Raw genomic sequence first — 20,051 nt, forward strand, 5'->3', positions numbered from 1 at the left:
AATGTAAAAAATATTATATACGCAATGCAATCCTTTTTATAAAAAATAATTAAGATTTATAATCCTGAAAGGCATTAAGAATTAATTCATTTTCAACCATTTGATTGATTTTTATTTTTCCGATACCTTCTATCAATGCGAACTGGATGTTTCCATATTCGTTTTTTTTGTCGTGAATCAGTAATTCTAAGATTGGTTTGATATCATTTTCTTCAAAAACGATGTCGGTATAAATAGCCTTTATACTGGATTTTATCTGAGAATATTCTTCTATATTGATCAGTTTTTTATGTAGTGAAAGGTAACTCTCTAATATCATCCCAACGGCTATGGCTTCACCGTGTAATAAAGTTGTTTTGTTATCATTTTCCAAAAAATAACTTTCAATGGCATGACCCAGTGTGTGACCAAAATTCAACGCTTTCCGGATATTTTTCTCGGTAGGATCTTGCAGTACAATTTCATTTTTTATCTCGACTGATCGGTAAATTAATACATCAAAATCAGCAAAATCTATGGTCTTTAAATCTAAAAATTGTTCCCAATATTCTTTATCATAGATCAAACCGTGTTTCAGCATTTCGGCAAGACCGGAACGCATTTCGTTTTGTGGCACTGTTTCTAAATATTGAGTATCAATAAGCACCATTTGAGGTACATTAATAACGCCGATTTGGTTTTTTAAATTTCCTAAATCTACTCCGTTTTTGCCACCTACAGAAGCATCAACCATTGCGAGTAAAGTGGTTGGAACGTGAATAAAATCAACACCGCGCTTGAAGGTTGATGCTACAAAACCACCTAAATCAGTGACAACGCCACCGCCTAAGTTAATGATAAGGCTTTTTCTGTCAGCCCCAAGTTCCGTGAGTACTTTCCAAATTTGGACGCAAGTCTCAATATTTTTATTTTCTTCGCCACAATCAAATTCAATGATTTCAATTATAAGATCAGTTTCCAGAACAGGGAGAAAATGGGGCAGACAAAACTCATTAGTATTGCTGTCAACAATAATAAATAGGTTGGAGTATTTATTTTCTTTTAAATGAAGATTTATTGCTTCATATCCTTTTTCGTTAAAATGTATCGGGTAACTGTTGGCTTGAATTGATTGCATCTGTATGGATTAATTGGAACCGCAAAATAAGGCAATTTTTGCTAAATAATATTCAAAACTCTGTCTATATTTGTACAAAAATCTAACAAATAATGGAAAAAATATTCAATAATACTCAAGTTGCCTTTTCATTAAAAAGTGATACGGAACTTGACAGAGCTTATTTTCTTTTCAAAATGATTGCTAATCAGCCTCTGGTACGTATTGGAACTGCAGTTACAAATTTTGCCCTTAAAGCCAATCTTCCTGTTGAAGGTTTGATTCGCGCTACGGTTTTTGACCATTTTTGTGGTGGGATAAATGAAGTGGACTGTCTTTCGGTGGTAGATAAAATGTATACCAAAGGCGTTTCCTCTGTTTTGGATTATTCTGTAGAAGGAAAAGAAGCCGAAGATCAATTTGATGCCGCGCTTGAAATGACTTTAAAAACTATTGAATTTGCCAAAGAACGCCAAGCCATTCCCTTTGCCGTTTTTAAACCAACCGGTTTTGGACGTTTTGAATTGTATGAGAAATTAGGCGAAAAACAATCATTAACTCCAGAAGAACAAGCAGAATGGGATAGAGTGGTAGCCCGTTTTGATTTGGTTTGTAAAGATGCCCATTCTAAAAATGTAGCTCTTTTGATTGATGGCGAAGAAAGCTGGATGCAGGATGCGGCTGATGATTTAGTGACCGAAATGATGCGCAAATACAATAAAGAAAAAGCCATTGTTTTCAATACATTGCAAATGTACCGTTGGGATCGTTTGGATTACTTGAAAAAATTACATGAACAGGCTATAAAAGAAGGTTTTTTTATCGGAATGAAATTGGTTCGTGGTGCGTACATGGAAAAGGAAATTGTTCGGGCTGCTGAAAAAGGATATCCATCACCAATTTGCGCTTCAAAAGAAGCTACGGATGAAAATTATGATGGTGCTGTGCGCTATATGACGGATCATTTAGAGGTAATGTCTGTTTTTGCAGGTACCCATAATGAGTCCAGTACCTATACGCTAATGGAATTAATGACGGAGAAAGGAATAAAGGCTAATGATGACAGAATCTGGTTTGGACAATTGTATGGTATGAGCGATAATATCAGCTACAATATGGCCGCTAATGGCTATAATGTTGCTAAATATTTGCCTTTTGGTCCAGTTAAAGATGTGATGCCGTACTTAATTCGTCGTGCGGAAGAAAATACTTCCGTAGCGGGACAAACGAGTCGTGAATTAGAAATGATAAAAGCAGAACGCAACCGAAGAAAAGGGAAATAAAGTCCGCAGTGTTCAGTTTTTAGTATTCAGTAACATTTAAGTCCATAAAAAAACTCCATTCAATAAGCTGAATGGAGTTTTTTTATCTCAAATTATTTATGAAATCTAAAAATTGCTGAATTGTAAATTACTTAAATTTTTATAAATCCCATTTTCTAGAGCGATTAGTTCCTGATGTGTTCCTTGTTCCGTGATTTTTCCTTTATCCAAAACCAAAATTTGATCCGCACTGCGAATCGTCGATAGGCGGTGCGCTATTATAATACTAGTTCTTCCTTGCATTAAAATCTCTAAGGCTTCCTGAACTAGTTTTTCACTTTCGCTGTCTAATGATGATGTGGCTTCATCCAGAATTAAAATACTTGGATTTTTCAATAATGCTCGGGCTATGGCAATACGTTGTCGTTGTCCGCCGGAAAGTTTAATACCTCTTTCTCCCACAATTGTTTCAAATTTTTCAGGGAAACTTTCGATAAAATTATAGGCATTGGCTTGTTTTGAAGCAGTAACAATTTCTTCTTCGGTAGCATTGGGATTTCCGTAAGCAATATTCTCTTTGATTGTTCCTCCAAATAATATTACGTCTTGCGGCACAATACTCATGTTTCCACGAAGACTTTCTAAATCAAAATCATAAATATTTTTTCCGTCAACCAATATTTCTCCTTCATCAATAGTATAAAAACGCAATAATAGGGAAGCAATAGTAGATTTTCCGGTTCCGCTTGGTCCGACAATAGCAATTTTTTGACCAAAATTAGCGGTAAAACTAACGTCTTTTAATACTTTAATTTCTTTTCTGGAATGGTAACTGAACGCTACATTCTTGAAAGTGACATTGCCTTTTATTTTTTCAATTGCAGCCGGATCACGCACCGAATTAATTTTTTCAGGAGTTTCATCTAATAATTCAAAAACACGTTCGGTTGCGCCAATCGCTTTTTGGATTTGGGCATATAGTTCCGCAATTCCGCCAAAAGAAGCACCTACAAATGTAGAATACAACACAAACGAAATCAATTGGCCTACGCTCATTTCTCCACTAATACTCAGTCGGACACCAAACCAAACTACGGCAACAATAGCTCCAAAAAGACAGAAAATAATAAATGAAGCAAAGTACCCTCTGTATTTTCCGCCTTTGATGGCAATTGCAACCACTTCTTTTATTTTCCCGTTGTAACGGGCAATTTCATACCACTCATTGGCAAAAGCCTTAACAATACTGATGCCTTGCATTGTTTCTTCAACAATTACCTGACTTTCGGCCACTTTATCTTGAACATTTTTTGAATATTTCCTGATAAATCGCCCAAAAATAACCGCAGCAACAGCCACTAGCGGCACTACGGACAACATCAATAATGTCAATTTGATGCTTTCATTGGCCAACAAAAGAACGCCTCCAATAATTAAAATGAATTGTCTTAAGAATTCGGCTATAGTAGATGTTAAAGTATCTTGTATCTGGGTAATATCTGAACTGATTCTACTATTTAATTCGCCAACACGCTTTTGCGAGAAGAAAGACATAGGTAGTTTTACCAAATTGCTATACAGTGATAATCGCAGATTAGCTAAAGTATTCTCAGTAAAATTGACAAATAAATACAATCTAAAAAACGAAAAAATGGACTGAAGAAATAAGATTACAATTAAACCACCCGCAATCATGTTAGCTTGAGCATTATCTTTGTTTTTCACACAATCAATAAGCATTCCCATCAACTTAGGAAAAGCAAGAGCAGTCGCTCCAGTGAATAATAAAAAAACTAATCCTACATAAAATTTCCAACGGTGATTTTCTGCATATTGAAATATTACAGTTGCTTTTTGGAGTGAACTTGCAGTAATTTTTGATTTTGGTAAATCGTTTTCTTTGAACCTAGCCATTATCTATTGTTTATGTCGCAAATGTAAGACTATAGCGAATGAATACAAAAAAATACTAGTATTTCATTACAAAGATAAAGTGCTATTATAGAGCACGAAAGAAAATTGAGTCACAATTTTATTGATTTTTTTTACTTTTTTGCTTGTAGATACGATTTCTAGCAGTATATTTGCACTTGCAATAGAGATATCAAAATCTAAATTGTACAGGGGCAATTAGCTCAGCTGGTTCAGAGCACCTCGTTTACACCGAGGGGGTCGGGGGTTCGAACCCCTCATTGCCCACCATAATTTGCAAACCTTCAAAGTCATTTGATTTTGGAGGTTTTTTTTATGGTTCGAAAAATTGACTGATATTTTATAAATCCCTCAACACCATTGATTACTAACAATTATAGGTTCGAATCGTGTAAGGTGAGACATAATCCAATAAAAATGATGGTTTTTATATCCTACATTTTCTTCCTTTTTTTAGCATTTTTCCAAAACAGAAATTTAATTATCAACTAGACAAATTACAAAAGCTGTTTCTTTACCTTCATTTTGATATGCCAGATACCCTCCGTGCGCTTCGACTATACTTTTAGATAAAGTCAAACCTATTCCGGCTCCTTCGTTACGAGTGGTAAAAAAAGGTAAGAATATTTTGCTTTCTATTTCTTTTTCAATGCCTTTTCCGTTATCGGTAATCTTAATAAAAATTCTCTTTTCTTTAACTTCTGCCGAAATAATAATCCGCTTTTTTTCTGTATTTGCCAGGGCGTAAATACAATTCGTCAAAAGATTAATCAATACATGTTCCATTTGCTGAATGTCAACATTTAGCCTGTGGTCGAAAGCAATCGTGTTTATGACTTCTATTTGTTTTATTTTGAAAATTGGAGCCATCATTTGGAAACTGTTTTCAACCATTTTCAACAATTCTGTTTTTTCTTTTTTGGGAGATGGCAGCATGGCCAGTTTGCGGTAACTTTCAACAAATTGCTGTAGATGGTCGCTCCGCCTTAACATCGTGGCAACACTACTTTTCATATCGTCCAAGTCTTCCGTTGAAATGGTTTCCTGCTGAACTAAATCCTGTAGATTCTGAGAAAGTGACCGAATGGGAGTAATCGAATTCAACAATTCATGAGAAATAACCTTCATCAGATTGACCCAAGCCTCTTTCTCTTTTTTCTCGATTACATTTTGAATCGAATCCAGCAAAACGATAAAATAATCCTGATTGTAAATTTCACTCCTCGAAGTCTGCAACACAAATGTTTGTCTGTCTTGTTGATTCACACGGATCTCTAATGACGTTTTAATTTCCTGAAAATCTTGCTCCTCGATAACTTCACACAAAGAAGGCAACTGATTTTTCAGATATTTCCATTTGGAAACTTTTGGAACGTTAAAATGTTTGGAAAAATAATCATTCATCAAAAATATATTCCAATCGGTTTCCTGTTTTTGCAGGATAATAATTCCAGTTTCAATATTGTTCAAAATAGAACGGTAAATAATGTCTTTTGAAACTTCTTCGTTTTGTTTGTTTTTTAGATTTTCATACAATTTAAATACGTTGGAATAATTTTCATACGATTTATGCTTTGAAAAATCGGAGGTGAAATCATTTTGCAAAATAGAAGTAATCGTTCTGTCGAAAAGTAAAAAGGCCTGCTTCACATAAAAATACATTTCAACGAGCAGTATAAAAATGATAAGGACACCAAATACGGCCGTGAAAACCAGTCCTTTTTGAAAAAGAAAGAAGGAAATTCCGGTAGTCAAAAGAATAAGTAGCAATCTTATAAAAAGGAGATGGTATATTTTCCAGGATGTAAACATATTAGTTGGTGCTGATGTTATATTTTTCAATTCTTCGGTATAAAGCACCTCTTGACAATCCCAATTCCTCAGCCGTTTTACTGATATTGTTATTGTTTTTCAATAGCATCTTTTCGACGGCTGATTTTTCGATAGCCGACAGCTGAATATCGTCTGGATTATCCTCGTAAGTTGTTATTTGTTCTAAATCTAAGTCGGAAACTTTAATATGATTTTTCTCGCAAAGAATCACGGCGCGTTCTATTCTGTTTTCCAATTCTCTGATGTTTCCGTTCCAAGCATGTTTTTCGATTTGTTCCAATGATTTTTCATCAAAAGCGATTTCATCTCGTCCGTACTTAGCCATCATTTTTTGCAAGAGATAGTGAGCCAAAGGGATCTTGTCTTCGTTGCGTTCTCGTAATGGAGGCAAAACAATTTCCATAGTGTTAATGCGATAATATAAATCCTCCCTAAAGTTTTTATCTGCTACTTCTTGCTTTAAATTCAAGTTGGTGGCGGTAATAATACGAACATTCAAAGGTCTTGATTTGGATTCGCCCAATCGGGTTATTGTTTTGGTTTGAATAGCCTGAAGGAGTTTAGATTGTAGATGCAGTGGTACATTTCCAATTTCATCTAAAAAAATAGTTCCATTTTCAGCCAATTCAAAACGTCCCGGAGTATCTGTTTTGGCATCGGTAAAAGCTCCTTTGGCGTAACCAAATAGTTCGCTTTCAAAAATATTGGCATTCAAAGAACCCAAATCAACGGGAATAAAAGCATTATTTTTTCTTTCGGACTGCAGATAGATGTGATGTGCCAAAACAAATTTACCGGTACCATTTTCTCCAAGGATTAAAACATTGGCTTCTGTTATTGCGACTTTATCAGCCAGTAAATAAGCCTTTTTTATAGCCTCTGAATTACCAATAAAGAAATCGTCAGTAGTGGCAACATCAATTAGTTTCTTTTGTTCTTTGCGTGATTTACTAACAGCTTGTCTAACAATATTAAGCAATTTTTCGTTGTCCCAAGGCTTTAAAATATAATCAAAAGCCCCTGATTTTAATCCTTCAACAGCTGTTTCTACTTTACCAAAAGCGGTCATTAAAATAACAATGGTTTTTGGCGAAAGCGTTTTTATTTCCTTTAACAGATACAAACCTTCTCTTCCGTCCTCGAAACCTATTCTGTAATTCATGTCGAGTAAAACCACATCAATGGTACTTTTTGACAATAATTCAACCACATTTTTTGGATTAGTGCGTGTATAAATGTTCTCAAAATGTTTTTTGAGCAGCATCTTAGCAGCAAAAAGGATGTCTTCCTGATCGTCAATCACTAAAATGCTTGCGTTTGTCTTTTTCATTAACTGTTCGTTTTTGGACAAAAAGTGTTCAATACTGAACACGTGAAATTTGTATTAAAAGTAAAATATTTAAAAATCAGGCGATTGCAAGGTTTAAAATTTTGGCACGAAATTGCTTTGTACACTTGAAAATAACAACAATGGACACCATCCTTCCTCGTAAAAATAATAAAAATAAGTATCTATTCATCGCATTGCCGCTTTTTTTGGTTTTGGTCTTTTTGGTTTATTCTTCAGTGACTAAAAAAAGGAGCCTGAATGTCAAAAGAGCAGAAATTACTATTAAAACAGTCGAAAATAATTTCTTTGAAGATTTTATCGTGTTTCAGGCAAAAGTAGCGCCATTGAATTCTATTTTGATTAATATTACCGAAGGTGGCGCTGTTCAGGAAATTTATGTTGAAAATGGGGCGATGGTAAAAAAAGGACAAGCTTTGGCCCGACTTTACAATCCCAACACCGAGTTGAATTATATGCAACAAGAAACTGCCATTATCGAACAAATCAATAATTTGAACAAATCAAAACTCGATTTAAGAAACCAGGAGTTGAATTTGGCCAAAGATTTAATTGCAATAGAGCACGATTATTTGGATTCTAAAAATTTATACGATTTAAATAAGAAATTATTTGAGCAAGAAATCCTTTCTAAAAATGAATGGGAAAAAACAGTAGAAAATTTACGTTTCCAGAAAGAAAGAATGAAAATCATTAAGGAAAGTGTTACCAAAGAGAAACGGGCGAATCAAATCCAAATTGGACAACTGAATCAATCTATCGCTTTCATGGATAAAAGTTTGGGGATTTTGAGAACAAACAAGCAGCATTTTTTAATCTCAGCCCCGCTTTCAGGAAGACTTTCTTCTTTTGAACCGATCCTGGGGAAAACATACATTCAGGGACTAAGTATTGGGACAATTGATGTAATGAAAGGCTATAAATTGCTTGCCGATGTGGATGAGTTTTATTTGAACAAAATCACTGATGGCCAAAAAGGAACAGTCGATTTTAATGGAAAACCAATCCGTGTTCAGATTACGAGAGTCATTCCCGAAATAAAAAGTGGACGATTTGTGGTCGAATTGAATTTCACTTCCTCAGAAAGTTTGAATTTACAACAGGGATTGAGTTTTGGGGTTAAATTAAATTTGTCAGAAAAAACAAAAACAGTAGTGCTTTCCAAAGGAAGTTTTTATGAAGAAACCAATGGAAAATGGATTTTTGTTGTCAACGGCAGCAAAGGAGAACGAAGAGCAATCAAACTTGGGAAAGAAAATCCATTATATTATGAAGTTCTTGGCGGATTGAAAGCTGGCGAAAAAGTAATCACGTCATCGTACAAAGATTATAAACGGGCGGAAATATTAAATTTAGAATAAGAAATAGTAGGAAACATAAAAATAGCATCAATCAAAAAACAAACAATAGTATGATTCAAATTAAAAATCTTTCAAGAGTATTTAGAACCGAGGAATTAGAAACGAAAGCATTAAGTGAAGTTTCTATAACCATAAATCAAGGTGATTTTGTGTCCATCATGGGGCCTTCGGGAAGCGGAAAATCCACTTTATTAAATATTGTTGGATTGCTCGACAGCGCTTCCAGTGGAAGTTATCAATTGTTAAATCAGGAAATGATTGGATTGAAGGAAAAAGGAAAATCGAAAGCCAGAAAAGAAAATATTGGTTTTATTTTTCAGAATTTCAATTTGATAGACGAATTATCGGTTTATGATAATATCGAATTGCCATTGATTTATAACAAAGTTCCTTCTTCTGAAAGAAAGAAAAAAGTAGAAGCAATTGCCGATAAATTAGGGATTTCACACCGATTAAAACATTATCCACAACAGCTTTCCGGAGGACAACAACAACGTGTGGCCGTGGCAAGAGCTTTAATTAACGATCCGAAAATCATCCTTGCCGATGAACCTACAGGAAATCTAGACAGCAAAAACGGAAATGAAGTTATGGAATTGCTCACTGATCTACATTCCAACGGAGCAACGATCCTGATGGTTACACATTCTGAGTACGATGCGTCTTTTTCCCAAAAAACAATTTTGATGAAAGATGGAATGATACTTTCAGAAAAAAGTAATAAGCGGAATGTAGATGTATTAGTAACCGAATTAAAAAAATAAAGACATGCTAAAAGTAATTGTAACGCTAACGACCTTGTTATTAAGTTCTATTTTATTGGCGCAAGTATCAGAAAACAGAGAAGTTGCCTCCTTTTCAAAATTACAGGCTTCACAAGGAATTGAAGTTTTTTATACCATTTCAAATATAAGAAGTGTAAAAGTAGAAACTGATAATTTAGAAAAATTAATTTTGGTAAAAACGGAAGTCGAAAATAATGTTTTAAAATTATATATCGGTTCAAAAGGGTCTAAAACCAAGAATACCAAAACAAATTTTATGAGGATAAACAACATAAATACAATTAATGGAATTGATTTTAAAATGTTGAAAATTACGATTTCTGGTCCCAATTTAGAAAGTATTAAAGCACTTTCTGCCGCTACTATTAAGATTGCAAACTTGAATAAAACACCCGGTTTGGATCTTGCAGTGAGTTCATCGGGAAGTATTTCGGGAAGCTTCGAATGTTCAAATGCTGTGATTGAAGCCTCCTCTAGTGGCTATCTTGCAGCCACAATTAATGCTTCTACAATTGAAATTGAATCAAGTAGCTCCTCTGATGTCGTTTTATCCGGAAAAGCAAAAAAAATTACTGTTAATACTAGTAGTTCCGCTGCTTGTAGACTAAAAAATTTAGAGGCTGAAGCCGCAATAATTAAAGCGAGTAGTTCTGCTAATGTTATTGTAACAGCGACAAAGTATATCAATGCAAGCGCATCTTCAAGCGCTGCTATTCGTTTTTATGGTAATCCATCTCAAATTGAAAAAGCAGAAAGCTCATCAGGTTCTATTTCCAATAAATAATCTACAAAATCAATAATCTCGGACAGATTAAATAAAAAAACTAGAGTTATGCTGAAAAATTGGACACAAATATTTTTATACCATCTAAAAAAAGATAAGCTGTTTGCTGCTTTGAATGTTTTAGGATTGTCAATAGGAATAGCAGGATTAATTTTTGCCATTCTATATTGGAATGATGAACAAAGCTATGATCAATGGAATCCTGAAAAAGACAAAGTATTTAAAGTTTTTACTGATATAGGGAAAAATGTAATTTGGCCCTACAATCCTGTCACTTTAGAAACCTATTTAAAAGACAACCCGAGCGTAGCAAATGTGAATTATCACGATGGGTACCATGCGGATTTTTTTAAATACAAAGAAAAAAAACACTTTATAAATAAAACGCTAAATACTCAAAACGATTTCTTTGAATTGTTCCCTTTTGAAAGAGTAGCAGGCAACTTAAGTACTGCTTTACTAAAAGAGAATAGTGTAGCGATGAATCAAGAAACCGCTAAATTATTTTTTAAAGAAGAAAATCCAATTGGGAAGCAAATAATTTATGAGAATACCATTTTAACCGTAACAGCGGTATATAAAGTCCCAGGGAATTCCTCCATTAATCCTACAATGGTGATTAACCAGATAAAAGAGCAGCTTTTAGAAAATAAAGATTATTGGGGCAATTTTTATTATCATTTGATGATAAAATTAAAAGATCCTACTAAAGCAGAAGAAATAACCAAAAAAATTAACGAGTTATATTATCAAAATAAAACAGTTAAAGATGCAAAATCAGATGGAATGTCAGTTGAAGAGTATATAAAAAGTTACGGTTCCATAAAATCAGTTCTAAACCCATTGATTACCATCCGATTGCATGCTATTGTGCCTGGTATGCCGGAAGGAAAAGGAAATTATCAATTCCTAGTAATAATGCTAGGATTATCCGTACTTATAATTATTCTTTCTATCGCAAATTATATCAATTTGGCTACAGCCAATGCTATAAAAAGAGCCAAAGAAGTGGGAATTCGTAAAATCATTGGGGCCTCCAAAATGAATATTGTTTGTCAATTTATTTTTGAATCCATACTAATCACTCTGTTTTCGATATTTCTAGCCTTAGTAATTGTAGAATTAAGTCTGCCTTTTTACAATGAATTTTTAGAAAAAGAATTAATCATATACGGAAGTCAGTTTTACATCCAGCTTATTTTAATTTTTATTATTACTGTGAGTGTTGCAGGAGTTTTTCCAGCTGTTTACGTGGCTAATTTTGAGACTTTAAAAGTACTAAAAGGTAATTTTGGGAGAAGCAAAAGTGGTATTTGGTTGCGTAACGGAATGCTGATTCTTCAATTTGCTATTGCTAGTTTTTTTATTGTCGGTTCTTATATTGTTTATGATCAGGTCACTTATTTAGCGAATAAAGATTTAGGATTCAAAGGCGATCAAGTAGTTGCTATAAGGTGGTTTAAATCAAAGGACATTGCAACTCACAAAGATGCGAATCAATTAATCTTTAAAAAATATCAAACCATAAAATCGGAAATCGTAAAAATTCAAGGCATTCAACAAATTTCAACAGGAACTTTTAAGTTTGGTGGAGGAAATGATAATAGTAGCAGTTTTTCCTATAATGGAGAAAACATTCAGGCTAACAACTTAGCTATAGATTACAATATGCTTGACATGATGCAAATTAAAATCAAAGAAGGTAGGAATATTTCTGAAAAATTAGCCTCGGATAGTATCAATTCAATGCTGATTAATGAAACAGCATTGAGCATGATGAAAGAGAAAAATCCTATTGGGAAAGAGGTACTTTGGCAAGGTAAAAAGTTAAAAATAATAGGGGTTGTCAAAGATTTTAATTTGTTGAGTCCACAATCAAAAGTTCCTCCTATGGTTTTCTTTCATCTGAAAACCAATGACTGGCTATTAGGAAATTTGAACAATATTTATGTGAAAATTGATGCAAATAACTCTGGGCAAACTTTAGCAAAAATTGAGGAATTCTGGAAAGAAAATGTAGATCAAGAGTATCCGTTTAAATATGATTTTGTAGACAAACAATATGCAAGAACATATGAATCTTATGTAAAACAAAAGAACCTATTTTCATTGCTAAATTTTGTGGTGATTGGCATTGCTCTTTTTGGTTTGTTTGCTTTGGCTTCGTATTCGATACAAAGTAGGATGAAAGAAATAGCCATCCGTAAAACCCTTGGTGCAGAAACGAATGCGCTACTGAAAGAATTGTCTAAACAATATATTTTGTATTGCATCATTGGTTTTTTAATTGCTTTGTTTCCAGTGTATTATTTGTTGAACAAATGGCTCGAAAATTTTGCCTTTAGGATTGACATCACTGTATTTCCATTTATTTTTGGATTCCTCATACTATTAGTTTTAACATTGATAATTGTGCTTTTAAAAGCGTATACGGCAACCCGAGTTAATGTTTTACATTACTTAAAATACGAATAACCATGCTAAAAAATTGGACACGAATATTTTTATACCATCTCAAAAACGAGAAGCTTTTTTCGGCTTTGAATGTTTTCGGACTAGCAATAGGAATTGCAGGCTTAATTTTCGCTTTACTATATTGGAACGACGAACAAAGTTATGACGCCTGGAATCCCGAAAAAGACAAAGTGCATCAGGTTTTAGTAGAGTTAACAGGAATGCCCGTTTTTTCAGATTGTGCTTTATTCCTAAAACCTATTTTAGATAAAGATGCTAATGTAGAAAAGATCGTTTATGCTGACAGTTGGTATCAAAAGGATAAAATTATCTACAAAGGCAAGAAAGAAATAGTTGATAAAATTATCAATGTTGAAGCTGATTTCTTTTCGCTATTTCCATTCGAAATTATTAAGGGAGATGCTGTTTCGGCATTAAAAGATGATTCAAGTGCTGCTATTTCAGATGATATTGCTAAACGAGTTTTTGGTAACGAAAATCCAATTGGAAAACAAATAAAATGTTTGGATCAAATGTTTGTGGTACGCGCTGTGTATAATATTCCAGGGAATTCCTCAATTGCTCCAGATGTCGTGATGAATAAAATGAAAGAATGGACGAGTGGGAATACGACATCTCCTTTTGTCCTTAAATTACTTTTAAAAGTTAAAGATCCGTCAAAAATTGAGAATACTCGAAAGAGCTTGGAAAGAATGTATAATGGCGATTTCATTGAAAGAATAGCTAAGCTGGAGGGGTTTACTCCCGAGGAAATGGCTAAGAAAATAGGTTATTTTAATGTAGTTATAGAGCCACTTTCAGAAGCGAGATTACATTCTATTGCAGATGGATATCCTGAAGGCAGAGGGAATTATCAGTTTTTGTTGATTATGGTCGGGTTATCTGTTTTAATACTCATTCTTTCGATTGTAAATTATATCAATTTGGCTACAGCTAATGCAGTTAAACGTGCTAAAGAAATTGGGGTTCGTAAAGTTGTGGGTGCTTCAAAAAGTACTATTGTTATTCAATTTATTTTTGAAACTGCTCTAATAAGTTTGTTTTCGATTTTACTAGCATTGGTTATTGTTGAGTTGACTTTGCCGTATTACAACGATTTTTTAAATAAGAGTTTACGAATAATTGGCAGTCAGTTTTATCTGCAATTAATTTTGATTTTCAGTATTACAGTTTTGGTGGCAGGAATACTTCCAGCCGTTTATGTTGCTAATTTTGAAACTTTAAAAGTTCTGAAAGGCAATTTTGGAAGAAGTAAAAACGGAACCTGGTTGCGTAACGGAATGTTGATTTTCCAGTTTATGGTGGCTACTTTCTTTATTGCTGGTTCTTATATTGTGTATCAGCAAATCGATTATCTAACTAATAAAGATTTAGGCTTTAAAGGAGATCAAGTGATTGAAATAAATTTGAATTTTCCTAATTCCGATTATGAAGTGAAAAAGGTTGGACAAAATATTTACAACAAATACAGTACTATTAAACAAGAATTGGCTAAAATAAAAGGAGTTGAACAATCTTCTACAGGTCTGGTTTCATTCGATGGTTCAGACGATTCATTAGGTGGAGTATTGTATAAAGAAGAGCTTTTTAAAGGACGAACAATTGCGGTAGATTACGATTTGCTCGAAATGATGAAAATTAAAGTCATAAAAGGTAGGGGACTTGATAAAAAATACGCTAAAGACACCATTACTTCTGTACTAATTAATGAAACAGCCCAAAAATTAATGAGTATGAAAGACCCAATTGGACAAGAAATTATTGTTAAAGAACGAAAGTTAAAAATCATAGGAGTTGTTAAAGATTTTAATTTATTAAGTCCTGAAGTAGAGGTGTCAGGAATGTATTTCTATCATCTTAAAACGGTAGATATTGCTCAAAACATCAATAAGGTTTTCGTAAAACTAAAATCGGATAATATTGAAAATACGATTGCTGATATTGACAAATTATGGGCAACGGTTGATACTGACTACCCATTTAAATATGATTTTGTAGACAAACAATATGCAAGAACCTATGAATCTTATGTAAAACAAAAGAACCTATTTTCATTGCTAAATTTTGTGGTGATTGGCATCGCTCTTTTTGGTTTGTTTGCTTTGGCTTCGTATTCGATACAAAGTAGGATGAAAGAAATAGCCATCCGTAAAACTCTTGGTGCAGAAACGAATGTGCTACTGAAAGAATTGTCTAAACAATATATTTTGTATTGCATCATTGGTTTTTTAATTGCTTTGTTTCCTACTTATTATTTGTTGAATATGTGGTTAGAGAATTTTGCTTTTAGAATTGAAATGACCTTATTTCCATTCCTTTTTGGTTTTATAATACTATTGGTTTTAACGTTAATCATTGTTTTGTCAAGAGCCTATCAAGCAACAAAAACAGATGTTTTGAAATATTTAAAATATGAATAAAGAAACAGTTATAACACTTTTATTTTTAATTTTTAGTGCTTTTGCCAGCGGTCAAGAAAATTCTTGGTCGCTTACAAAATGCATGGAAACGGGTTTGCAGAATACGATCGAAATAAAAATTAGGCAGCTAGAAATAAAAATAACAGAGCGATCACAAAATTCGGTTTTAAATCGAATGTTGCCAACGATCGATTTAAATGGACAACAAGGGTACATTTTAGGTTCCACGATTGACCCAGCCACTAATGCAAGGGTAAGTTCTAATTTTCAAAGTGATAATTTTTATCTCAATGCCAGAACGAATCTGATTGATTTCGGCGCATTTGCGAATGCTCAAAAAGATAAAATCAATATCGAACAAGCCAAAGCCGAAAAAGAAGTTTTAGAAAACGAATATAAACTGCAGCTTTTGGAAAGCTATTATCAGGCACTTTATACTCAGGAATTATCTAAAATCCAAAATGAACAACTGAAACAAGCTGCTTTTAATTTGGACAGAGTAACTAAAGAAGTAGCAATTGGTAGCAAACCTCAAAGCGATTTGTATGATATGCAATTGAGCTTTTCGGAGGAAGAAAACCGAAATTTGGAAACCGAACAATTGTATGCTATTAAAAAAATGCAATTGTTCCAATTGATGAATATTAGCGATGCGGGTCTTTCGGATGCAGTGGTGTTGGAGTCTTATTTTAACGAAAGAGCCACCGAAGATTTTGATCAACAAATATTTAATCCTAAAATAAAGCTTGCGGAACTCCAATACGAAAACAGTTTGAAATCGATTCGTGTAGAACGCGCGCTCAATTTACCGGTGTTATCAGCCTATTATGGGTTTTCCTCTTTTTATTATAAAACTTTAAACCAGATGAATTCAAACACGGATGCTTTTTTCACTCAATTAGAAGCGAATAAAAGTCACCAGATAGCAATGCAATTGACAATTCCGGTTTTCAACGGATTTAGGAATGCTAAAAAAATTAGTGTTTCAAAAATAGTTAGTGAAAAGACAAATCTGGTTATCGAACAGACAAAACAAGTCTTGCGCAATCAAATTGAATTAGAAAATCAAAACAAAAGAAATTATACGGAGTTTCAAGATAAATTGAACCAAAAACAGTCTTATGCGAAGGCATCTCTGGCCACTACCCAAGCCAAATTTGAAAGTGGAAAAGTGGAAGCTATTTTATATTCATCAGTAAAAAATCAATTTATTTCTGCAGAATATGAAGTGCTAAAAAACAACCTTCGGCTGCAATATGTAGACCTGAAGATTAATTTGTTAAGAAAGGATCGGTTGTATAAATAAAGACTGATATTTAAAATCATTCACAATCTTTTAGAAACAACTTCTTTATATCCTGCATGAAATGGTTCGTAAACAGTTTCGTATGGACCACCATAATTTGCAAACCTTCAAAGTCATTTGATTTTGAAGGTTTTTTTCTAAAAAAAAATAGTTTATATCATTTATCTCAAATCATTTTTAGTTTCATAGCCGATAATTTTATAGGCTAAACAAGTATTCACAAGAAGGAAAAAATATATGTTTCATGTAAAGTATAGACCTACACGATTTTTAAAACCTCAGGTCAGTCACTCCTGCAAGGTTTATAAAATCGTATACGCCTTTTTTTTTACCTAATGAAACCCTGTTTTTTTGAGAAAAGTCTATCATTTTGATAGGCTTTTTTTATGCCCTTTTTTGGTACGTAAGCCGTAAGTTGTTTGCTTACTTGACATTAGTTGTGATTGTGATTTCTTGGAACACCTTTTGGCATAAGCGATGAAGAACATAAAATTCATTCTAATGAAAAATCAAGTAAATACTATTTACAAACAGGCAGAACGATTTGCCGAAATCACAAAAACCGCAATCCTTAGCGGAAAAATTGTGCGGGCAAAAAAACATTGCGCTTCAGGCAGGGAACGTTTTTCCTGAGGATACGGCGCAACGAGTGATTGCTATTTCATCTAAAGGAGGAACGCCGTTGGTGGTGGTCAAAAACAACCAAGTGCAAGGGGTTATCGAATTGCAGGATATTATTAAAACGGGAATGAAAGTACGTTTTTAGCGTTTGCGTAAAATGGGGGTGAAAACCGTGATGGTTACCGGAGATAATCCGCTTACCGCCAAATTTATTGCAGAAGCTGCTGGTGTTGATGATTTTATTGACGAAGCCAAGCCTAAGGATAAGATGAACTAAATCAAAAACGAGCAACAAAACGGGAAACTCGTGGCCATGATGGGCGACGGTACGAATGATGCACCTGCTTTAGCACAAGCCGATGTATGTGTTGCGATGAACAGCGGAACACAAGCTACCAAAGAAGTCGGAAACATGGTTGATCTAGACAATGATCCAACCAAGTTAATTGAAATTATTGAAATTGGTAAACAATTGTTGATGACCTGAGGGACGCTTACTACTTTCTCGATTGCGAATGATGTTGCCAAATATTTTGCTATTGTCCCAGCGCTTTTCATTACGGCGATTCCCGCACTGGAAGGTTTGAATATCATGCGTTTGCATAGCCCGGAAAGTGCTATTTTAGCAGCGGTAATATTTAATCCGATTACAATTCCGATATTGATTCCACTGGCATTAAAAGGAATTGATTATAAGCCGATTGGCGCGAGTTCCATCCTAAAAAGAAACCTGTTGATTTACGGTTCAGGTGGATTGATTGTTCCTTTTATCGGAATTAAATTGATCGATATGGCAGTGGCTTTATTTATGTAAAAATACAATGAGACGTTGCAATGCAACGTCTCTACAAAAAAATGAAAAATATATTTTCAATATTAAAATTGACCTTATTTATGGTCGTTTTATTAGCGGTTATTTATCCAATGGCGATTTTTGGAATTGCTCAATTGGCCTCAAACAAAGGAAAAAGAGAAATTATTTTAGTAAACGGAAAAGTAGTAGGCTATCAAAAAATTGGACAAAAATTCGATAAATCCAATTACTTTTGGGGTAGACCTTCGGCGGTGGATTATAACGTGGCAGGAAGCGCTGGAAGTAACAAAGGACCCAGTAATGCGGAATATCTGGTTTTGATACAAAAGAGAATTGATACGTTTTTGATCGTTCATCCGTATTTGAAAAAAGGAGCAATTTTTGCCGATATGGTTACGGCTTCGGGAAGTGGATTGGACCCGAATATTTCCCCGGAAGGAGCTTTAATTCAGGCGCAACGAGTGGCCAAAGAAAGAAAGTTATCAAAAGTAAAAGCTCTGGTAGAAACTAAAATTAATAAGCCAATAATAATGGGTACTTCAACAGTTAATGTTCTGGAATTGAATGTAGCTTTGGATGCGTTGAAATAATGTTCCCTCCCTCATCAAAATGACAAATTGGAACGGAAAAAAATTAATACCTACAAGGTTTTTAGAATCCTTTCAGGAAAATAAAAAACTTTTTTACCCCAAAAGGCCTAGCCCCGATAGAAGGGAAAATCCTTTTGTCTCGTTTTTTTTAACGAGATAAAAGATTGGAATGATAGCGGGATTAGCTCTTAAAATAAATAATGAGGATGAGATTGCTTCGTTCCTCACAATGACTAAAACAATGAAAAAAATAATAGTTACTGCTTTAATAGCTTTAGGATCTACAACAATTAATGCTCAAGAAACCTGTAAAAGTCCATTGACGTTCTCAGGATATTTAGAAACGTATTACAGTTTTGATTTTGGGAATCCAGACCATCATGTGCGTCCGGGATTTTTTTACAGTCATAATAAGCACAATGAAGTCAATTTGAATTTAGGTCTTTTGAAATTGAATTATTCCAAAGATAATATTCGTGCTAATTTTGCTTTAATGGCCGGAACGTATGCCCAATATAATTTAGCCTCAGAACCAGATTTGTTGAAAAACCTATATGAGGCGAATGTTGGGCTAAAAATTTCGAAAGGCCACAATCTGTGGGTTGATGCGGGAATTATGCCCTCTCATATTGGTTTTGAAAGTGCCATTGGGAAAGATTGCATGACTGTGACACGAAGTATTTTGGCCGATAATTCTCCGTATTATGAAACGGGAGTAAAAATTGCGTATACCTCTAAAAGTGAAAAATGGTATTTGGCGGCACTGTATCTAAACGGGTGGCAACGCATTCAGAAAATTGACGGGAACCAGACTCCGGCTTTTGGAACACAAATTACGTATAAACCAAATGCTAAAATGGCATTGAACTGGAGTACTTATATAGGGAACGAACAACCGGATACCGACAGAAAATGGCGTTATTTTAATAATTTTTACGGGCAATTTAAAGTATCTAAAACGACAAGTCTGATTGCTGGTTTTGATATTGGTGCGCAACAAACCGCAACAAAAAATGGCCTATATGACATTTGGATTTCACCTGTTTTGATGGCGCAATACAAGCCAACCCCTAAAATTCAATTGGCTGCAAGAGCGGAATATTATCAGGATGAAAAAGGGGTTATTATTGCTACAGAAACAGAAAACGGATTTAAAACGTATGGTTTTTCGGCTAATTTTGATTATTTGGCAGCAGACAATATGATGTTTAGAATAGAAGCCAGAACTTTGAACAGTAAAGACGATATCTTTTTGAAAAACCACAATCCAATAGATAGTAATGTGTTTTTGACGACTTCTTTGGCGATTTCGTTTTAGATTTTAAAAATAGAATTTTACCATTAAGAGATTAAATTTCATTGAGCAAATGCATAATTCTTCTTAATTTCTCCTATGTTAGGGTGTTTTACAAGAAAAATCATTT

General features: G+C 34.0%; 13 protein-coding genes, 1 tRNA gene and 1 pseudogene. 11 read left to right on the top strand and 4 right to left on the bottom strand.

Annotated features, from left to right (window positions below; all coding sequences use genetic code 11):
- Positions 1–49 precede the first annotated feature (49 nt).
- A complete protein-coding gene (gene aroB, locus EKM00_RS00770; protein ID WP_126514899.1) occupies positions 50–1,117 on the bottom strand; it encodes a 3-dehydroquinate synthase in 1,068 nt (355 codons plus the stop codon).
- Between the two features lie 92 nt (positions 1,118–1,209).
- Between aroB and EKM00_RS00775 the strand changes: the two genes are divergently transcribed.
- Entirely contained in the window at positions 1,210–2,379 is a 1,170-nt protein-coding gene (locus EKM00_RS00775; RefSeq protein ID WP_126514900.1) for a proline dehydrogenase family protein, read from the top strand.
- 105 nt (positions 2,380–2,484) lie between these two features.
- Here the strand turns inward: EKM00_RS00775 and EKM00_RS00780 are convergent, their stop codons facing one another.
- Entirely contained in the window at positions 2,485–4,272 is a 1,788-nt protein-coding gene (locus tag EKM00_RS00780) for an ABC transporter ATP-binding protein (RefSeq protein ID WP_126514901.1), read from the bottom strand.
- Between the two features lie 210 nt (positions 4,273–4,482).
- Here EKM00_RS00780 and EKM00_RS00785 point away from each other — a divergent pair.
- A tRNA-Val gene (locus EKM00_RS00785) sits at positions 4,483–4,560 on the top strand.
- 207 nt (positions 4,561–4,767) lie between these two features.
- Here EKM00_RS00785 and EKM00_RS00790 read toward each other — a convergent pair.
- The gene (locus EKM00_RS00790) at positions 4,768–6,132 is read right to left on the bottom strand and encodes a sensor histidine kinase (RefSeq protein ID WP_370453913.1); all 1,365 of its coding nucleotides are present in this window, start codon (positions 6,130–6,132) and stop codon (positions 4,768–4,770) included.
- The gene (locus EKM00_RS00795; RefSeq protein ID WP_126514902.1) at positions 6,104–7,453 is read right to left on the bottom strand and encodes a sigma-54-dependent transcriptional regulator; all 1,350 of its coding nucleotides are present in this window, start codon (positions 7,451–7,453) and stop codon (positions 6,104–6,106) included. Before EKM00_RS00795 ends, EKM00_RS00790 begins: the two co-directional genes overlap by 29 nt.
- A 140-nt stretch (positions 7,454–7,593) precedes the next feature.
- On the opposite strand from EKM00_RS00795, the gene EKM00_RS00800 reads away from it, so the two are divergent.
- From EKM00_RS00800 to EKM00_RS00840, 9 genes and pseudogenes are all read left to right on the top strand, one after another.
- The gene (locus EKM00_RS00800; protein WP_126514903.1) at positions 7,594–8,832 is read left to right on the top strand and encodes an efflux RND transporter periplasmic adaptor subunit; all 1,239 of its coding nucleotides are present in this window, start codon (positions 7,594–7,596) and stop codon (positions 8,830–8,832) included.
- Positions 8,833–8,882: 50 nt separating this feature from the next.
- Positions 8,883–9,596, top strand: coding sequence for an ABC transporter ATP-binding protein (locus EKM00_RS00805; RefSeq protein WP_091256710.1), 714 nt, complete (start codon positions 8,883–8,885; stop codon positions 9,594–9,596).
- Positions 9,597–9,600: 4 nt separating this feature from the next.
- Complete coding sequence (locus EKM00_RS00810; protein WP_126514904.1) at positions 9,601–10,401, top strand: GIN domain-containing protein; 801 nt, start codon at positions 9,601–9,603, stop codon at positions 10,399–10,401.
- A 48-nt stretch (positions 10,402–10,449) separates the two neighbouring features.
- Positions 10,450–12,876 carry an ABC transporter permease gene (locus EKM00_RS00815; protein ID WP_126514905.1) on the top strand — a complete coding sequence of 809 codons (2,427 nt, stop codon included), beginning with the start codon at positions 10,450–10,452 and terminating at the stop codon, positions 12,874–12,876.
- Between the two features lie 2 nt (positions 12,877–12,878).
- Positions 12,879–15,296, top strand: coding sequence for an ABC transporter permease (locus EKM00_RS00820; protein WP_126514906.1), 2,418 nt, complete (start codon positions 12,879–12,881; stop codon positions 15,294–15,296).
- A complete protein-coding gene (locus tag EKM00_RS00825; RefSeq protein ID WP_126514907.1) occupies positions 15,289–16,602 on the top strand; it encodes a TolC family protein in 1,314 nt (437 codons plus the stop codon). Before EKM00_RS00820 ends, EKM00_RS00825 begins: the two co-directional genes overlap by 8 nt.
- Positions 16,603–17,197: 595 nt before the next feature.
- Positions 17,198–18,037: pseudogene (locus EKM00_RS00830) on the top strand (HAD-IC family P-type ATPase); the annotation flags it as partial.
- Positions 18,038–18,078: 41 nt separating this feature from the next.
- Entirely contained in the window at positions 18,079–18,627 is a 549-nt protein-coding gene (locus EKM00_RS00835; RefSeq protein ID WP_126514908.1) for a K(+)-transporting ATPase subunit C, read from the top strand.
- A 241-nt stretch (positions 18,628–18,868) separates the two neighbouring features.
- Positions 18,869–19,945: a porin gene (locus tag EKM00_RS00840; protein ID WP_126514909.1), complete on the top strand. Its 1,077-nt coding sequence runs from the start codon at positions 18,869–18,871 to the stop codon at positions 19,943–19,945.
- Positions 19,946–20,051 lie beyond the last annotated feature (106 nt).

This window comes from Flavobacterium sp. RSP15 (assembly GCF_003968755.1).
Lineage (GTDB): Bacteria > Bacteroidota > Bacteroidia > Flavobacteriales > Flavobacteriaceae > Flavobacterium.

Excerpts from the sequence above, each read along its gene's own strand:
- EKM00_RS00840 (WP_126514909.1), top strand. The coding sequence starts at position 18,869 with ATGAAAAAAATAATAGTTACTGCTTTAATAGCTTTAGGATCTACAACA.
- EKM00_RS00800 (WP_126514903.1), top strand. The coding sequence starts at position 7,594 with ATGGACACCATCCTTCCTCGTAAAAATAATAAAAATAAGTATCTATTC.
- EKM00_RS00775 (WP_126514900.1), top strand. The coding sequence starts at position 1,210 with ATGGAAAAAATATTCAATAATACTCAAGTTGCCTTTTCATTAAAAAGT.
- EKM00_RS00795 (WP_126514902.1), bottom strand. The coding sequence starts at position 7,453 with ATGAAAAAGACAAACGCAAGCATTTTAGTGATTGACGATCAGGAAGAC.
- EKM00_RS00810 (WP_126514904.1), top strand. The coding sequence starts at position 9,601 with ATGCTAAAAGTAATTGTAACGCTAACGACCTTGTTATTAAGTTCTATT.
- EKM00_RS00835 (WP_126514908.1), top strand. The coding sequence starts at position 18,079 with ATGAAAAATATATTTTCAATATTAAAATTGACCTTATTTATGGTCGTT.
- aroB (WP_126514899.1), bottom strand. The coding sequence starts at position 1,117 with ATGCAATCAATTCAAGCCAACAGTTACCCGATACATTTTAACGAAAAA.
- EKM00_RS00815 (WP_126514905.1), top strand. The coding sequence starts at position 10,450 with ATGCTGAAAAATTGGACACAAATATTTTTATACCATCTAAAAAAAGAT.
- EKM00_RS00780 (WP_126514901.1), bottom strand. The coding sequence starts at position 4,272 with ATGGCTAGGTTCAAAGAAAACGATTTACCAAAATCAAAAATTACTGCA.
- EKM00_RS00805 (WP_091256710.1), top strand. The coding sequence starts at position 8,883 with ATGATTCAAATTAAAAATCTTTCAAGAGTATTTAGAACCGAGGAATTA.
- EKM00_RS00825 (WP_126514907.1), top strand. The coding sequence starts at position 15,289 with ATGAATAAAGAAACAGTTATAACACTTTTATTTTTAATTTTTAGTGCT.
- EKM00_RS00820 (WP_126514906.1), top strand. The coding sequence starts at position 12,879 with ATGCTAAAAAATTGGACACGAATATTTTTATACCATCTCAAAAACGAG.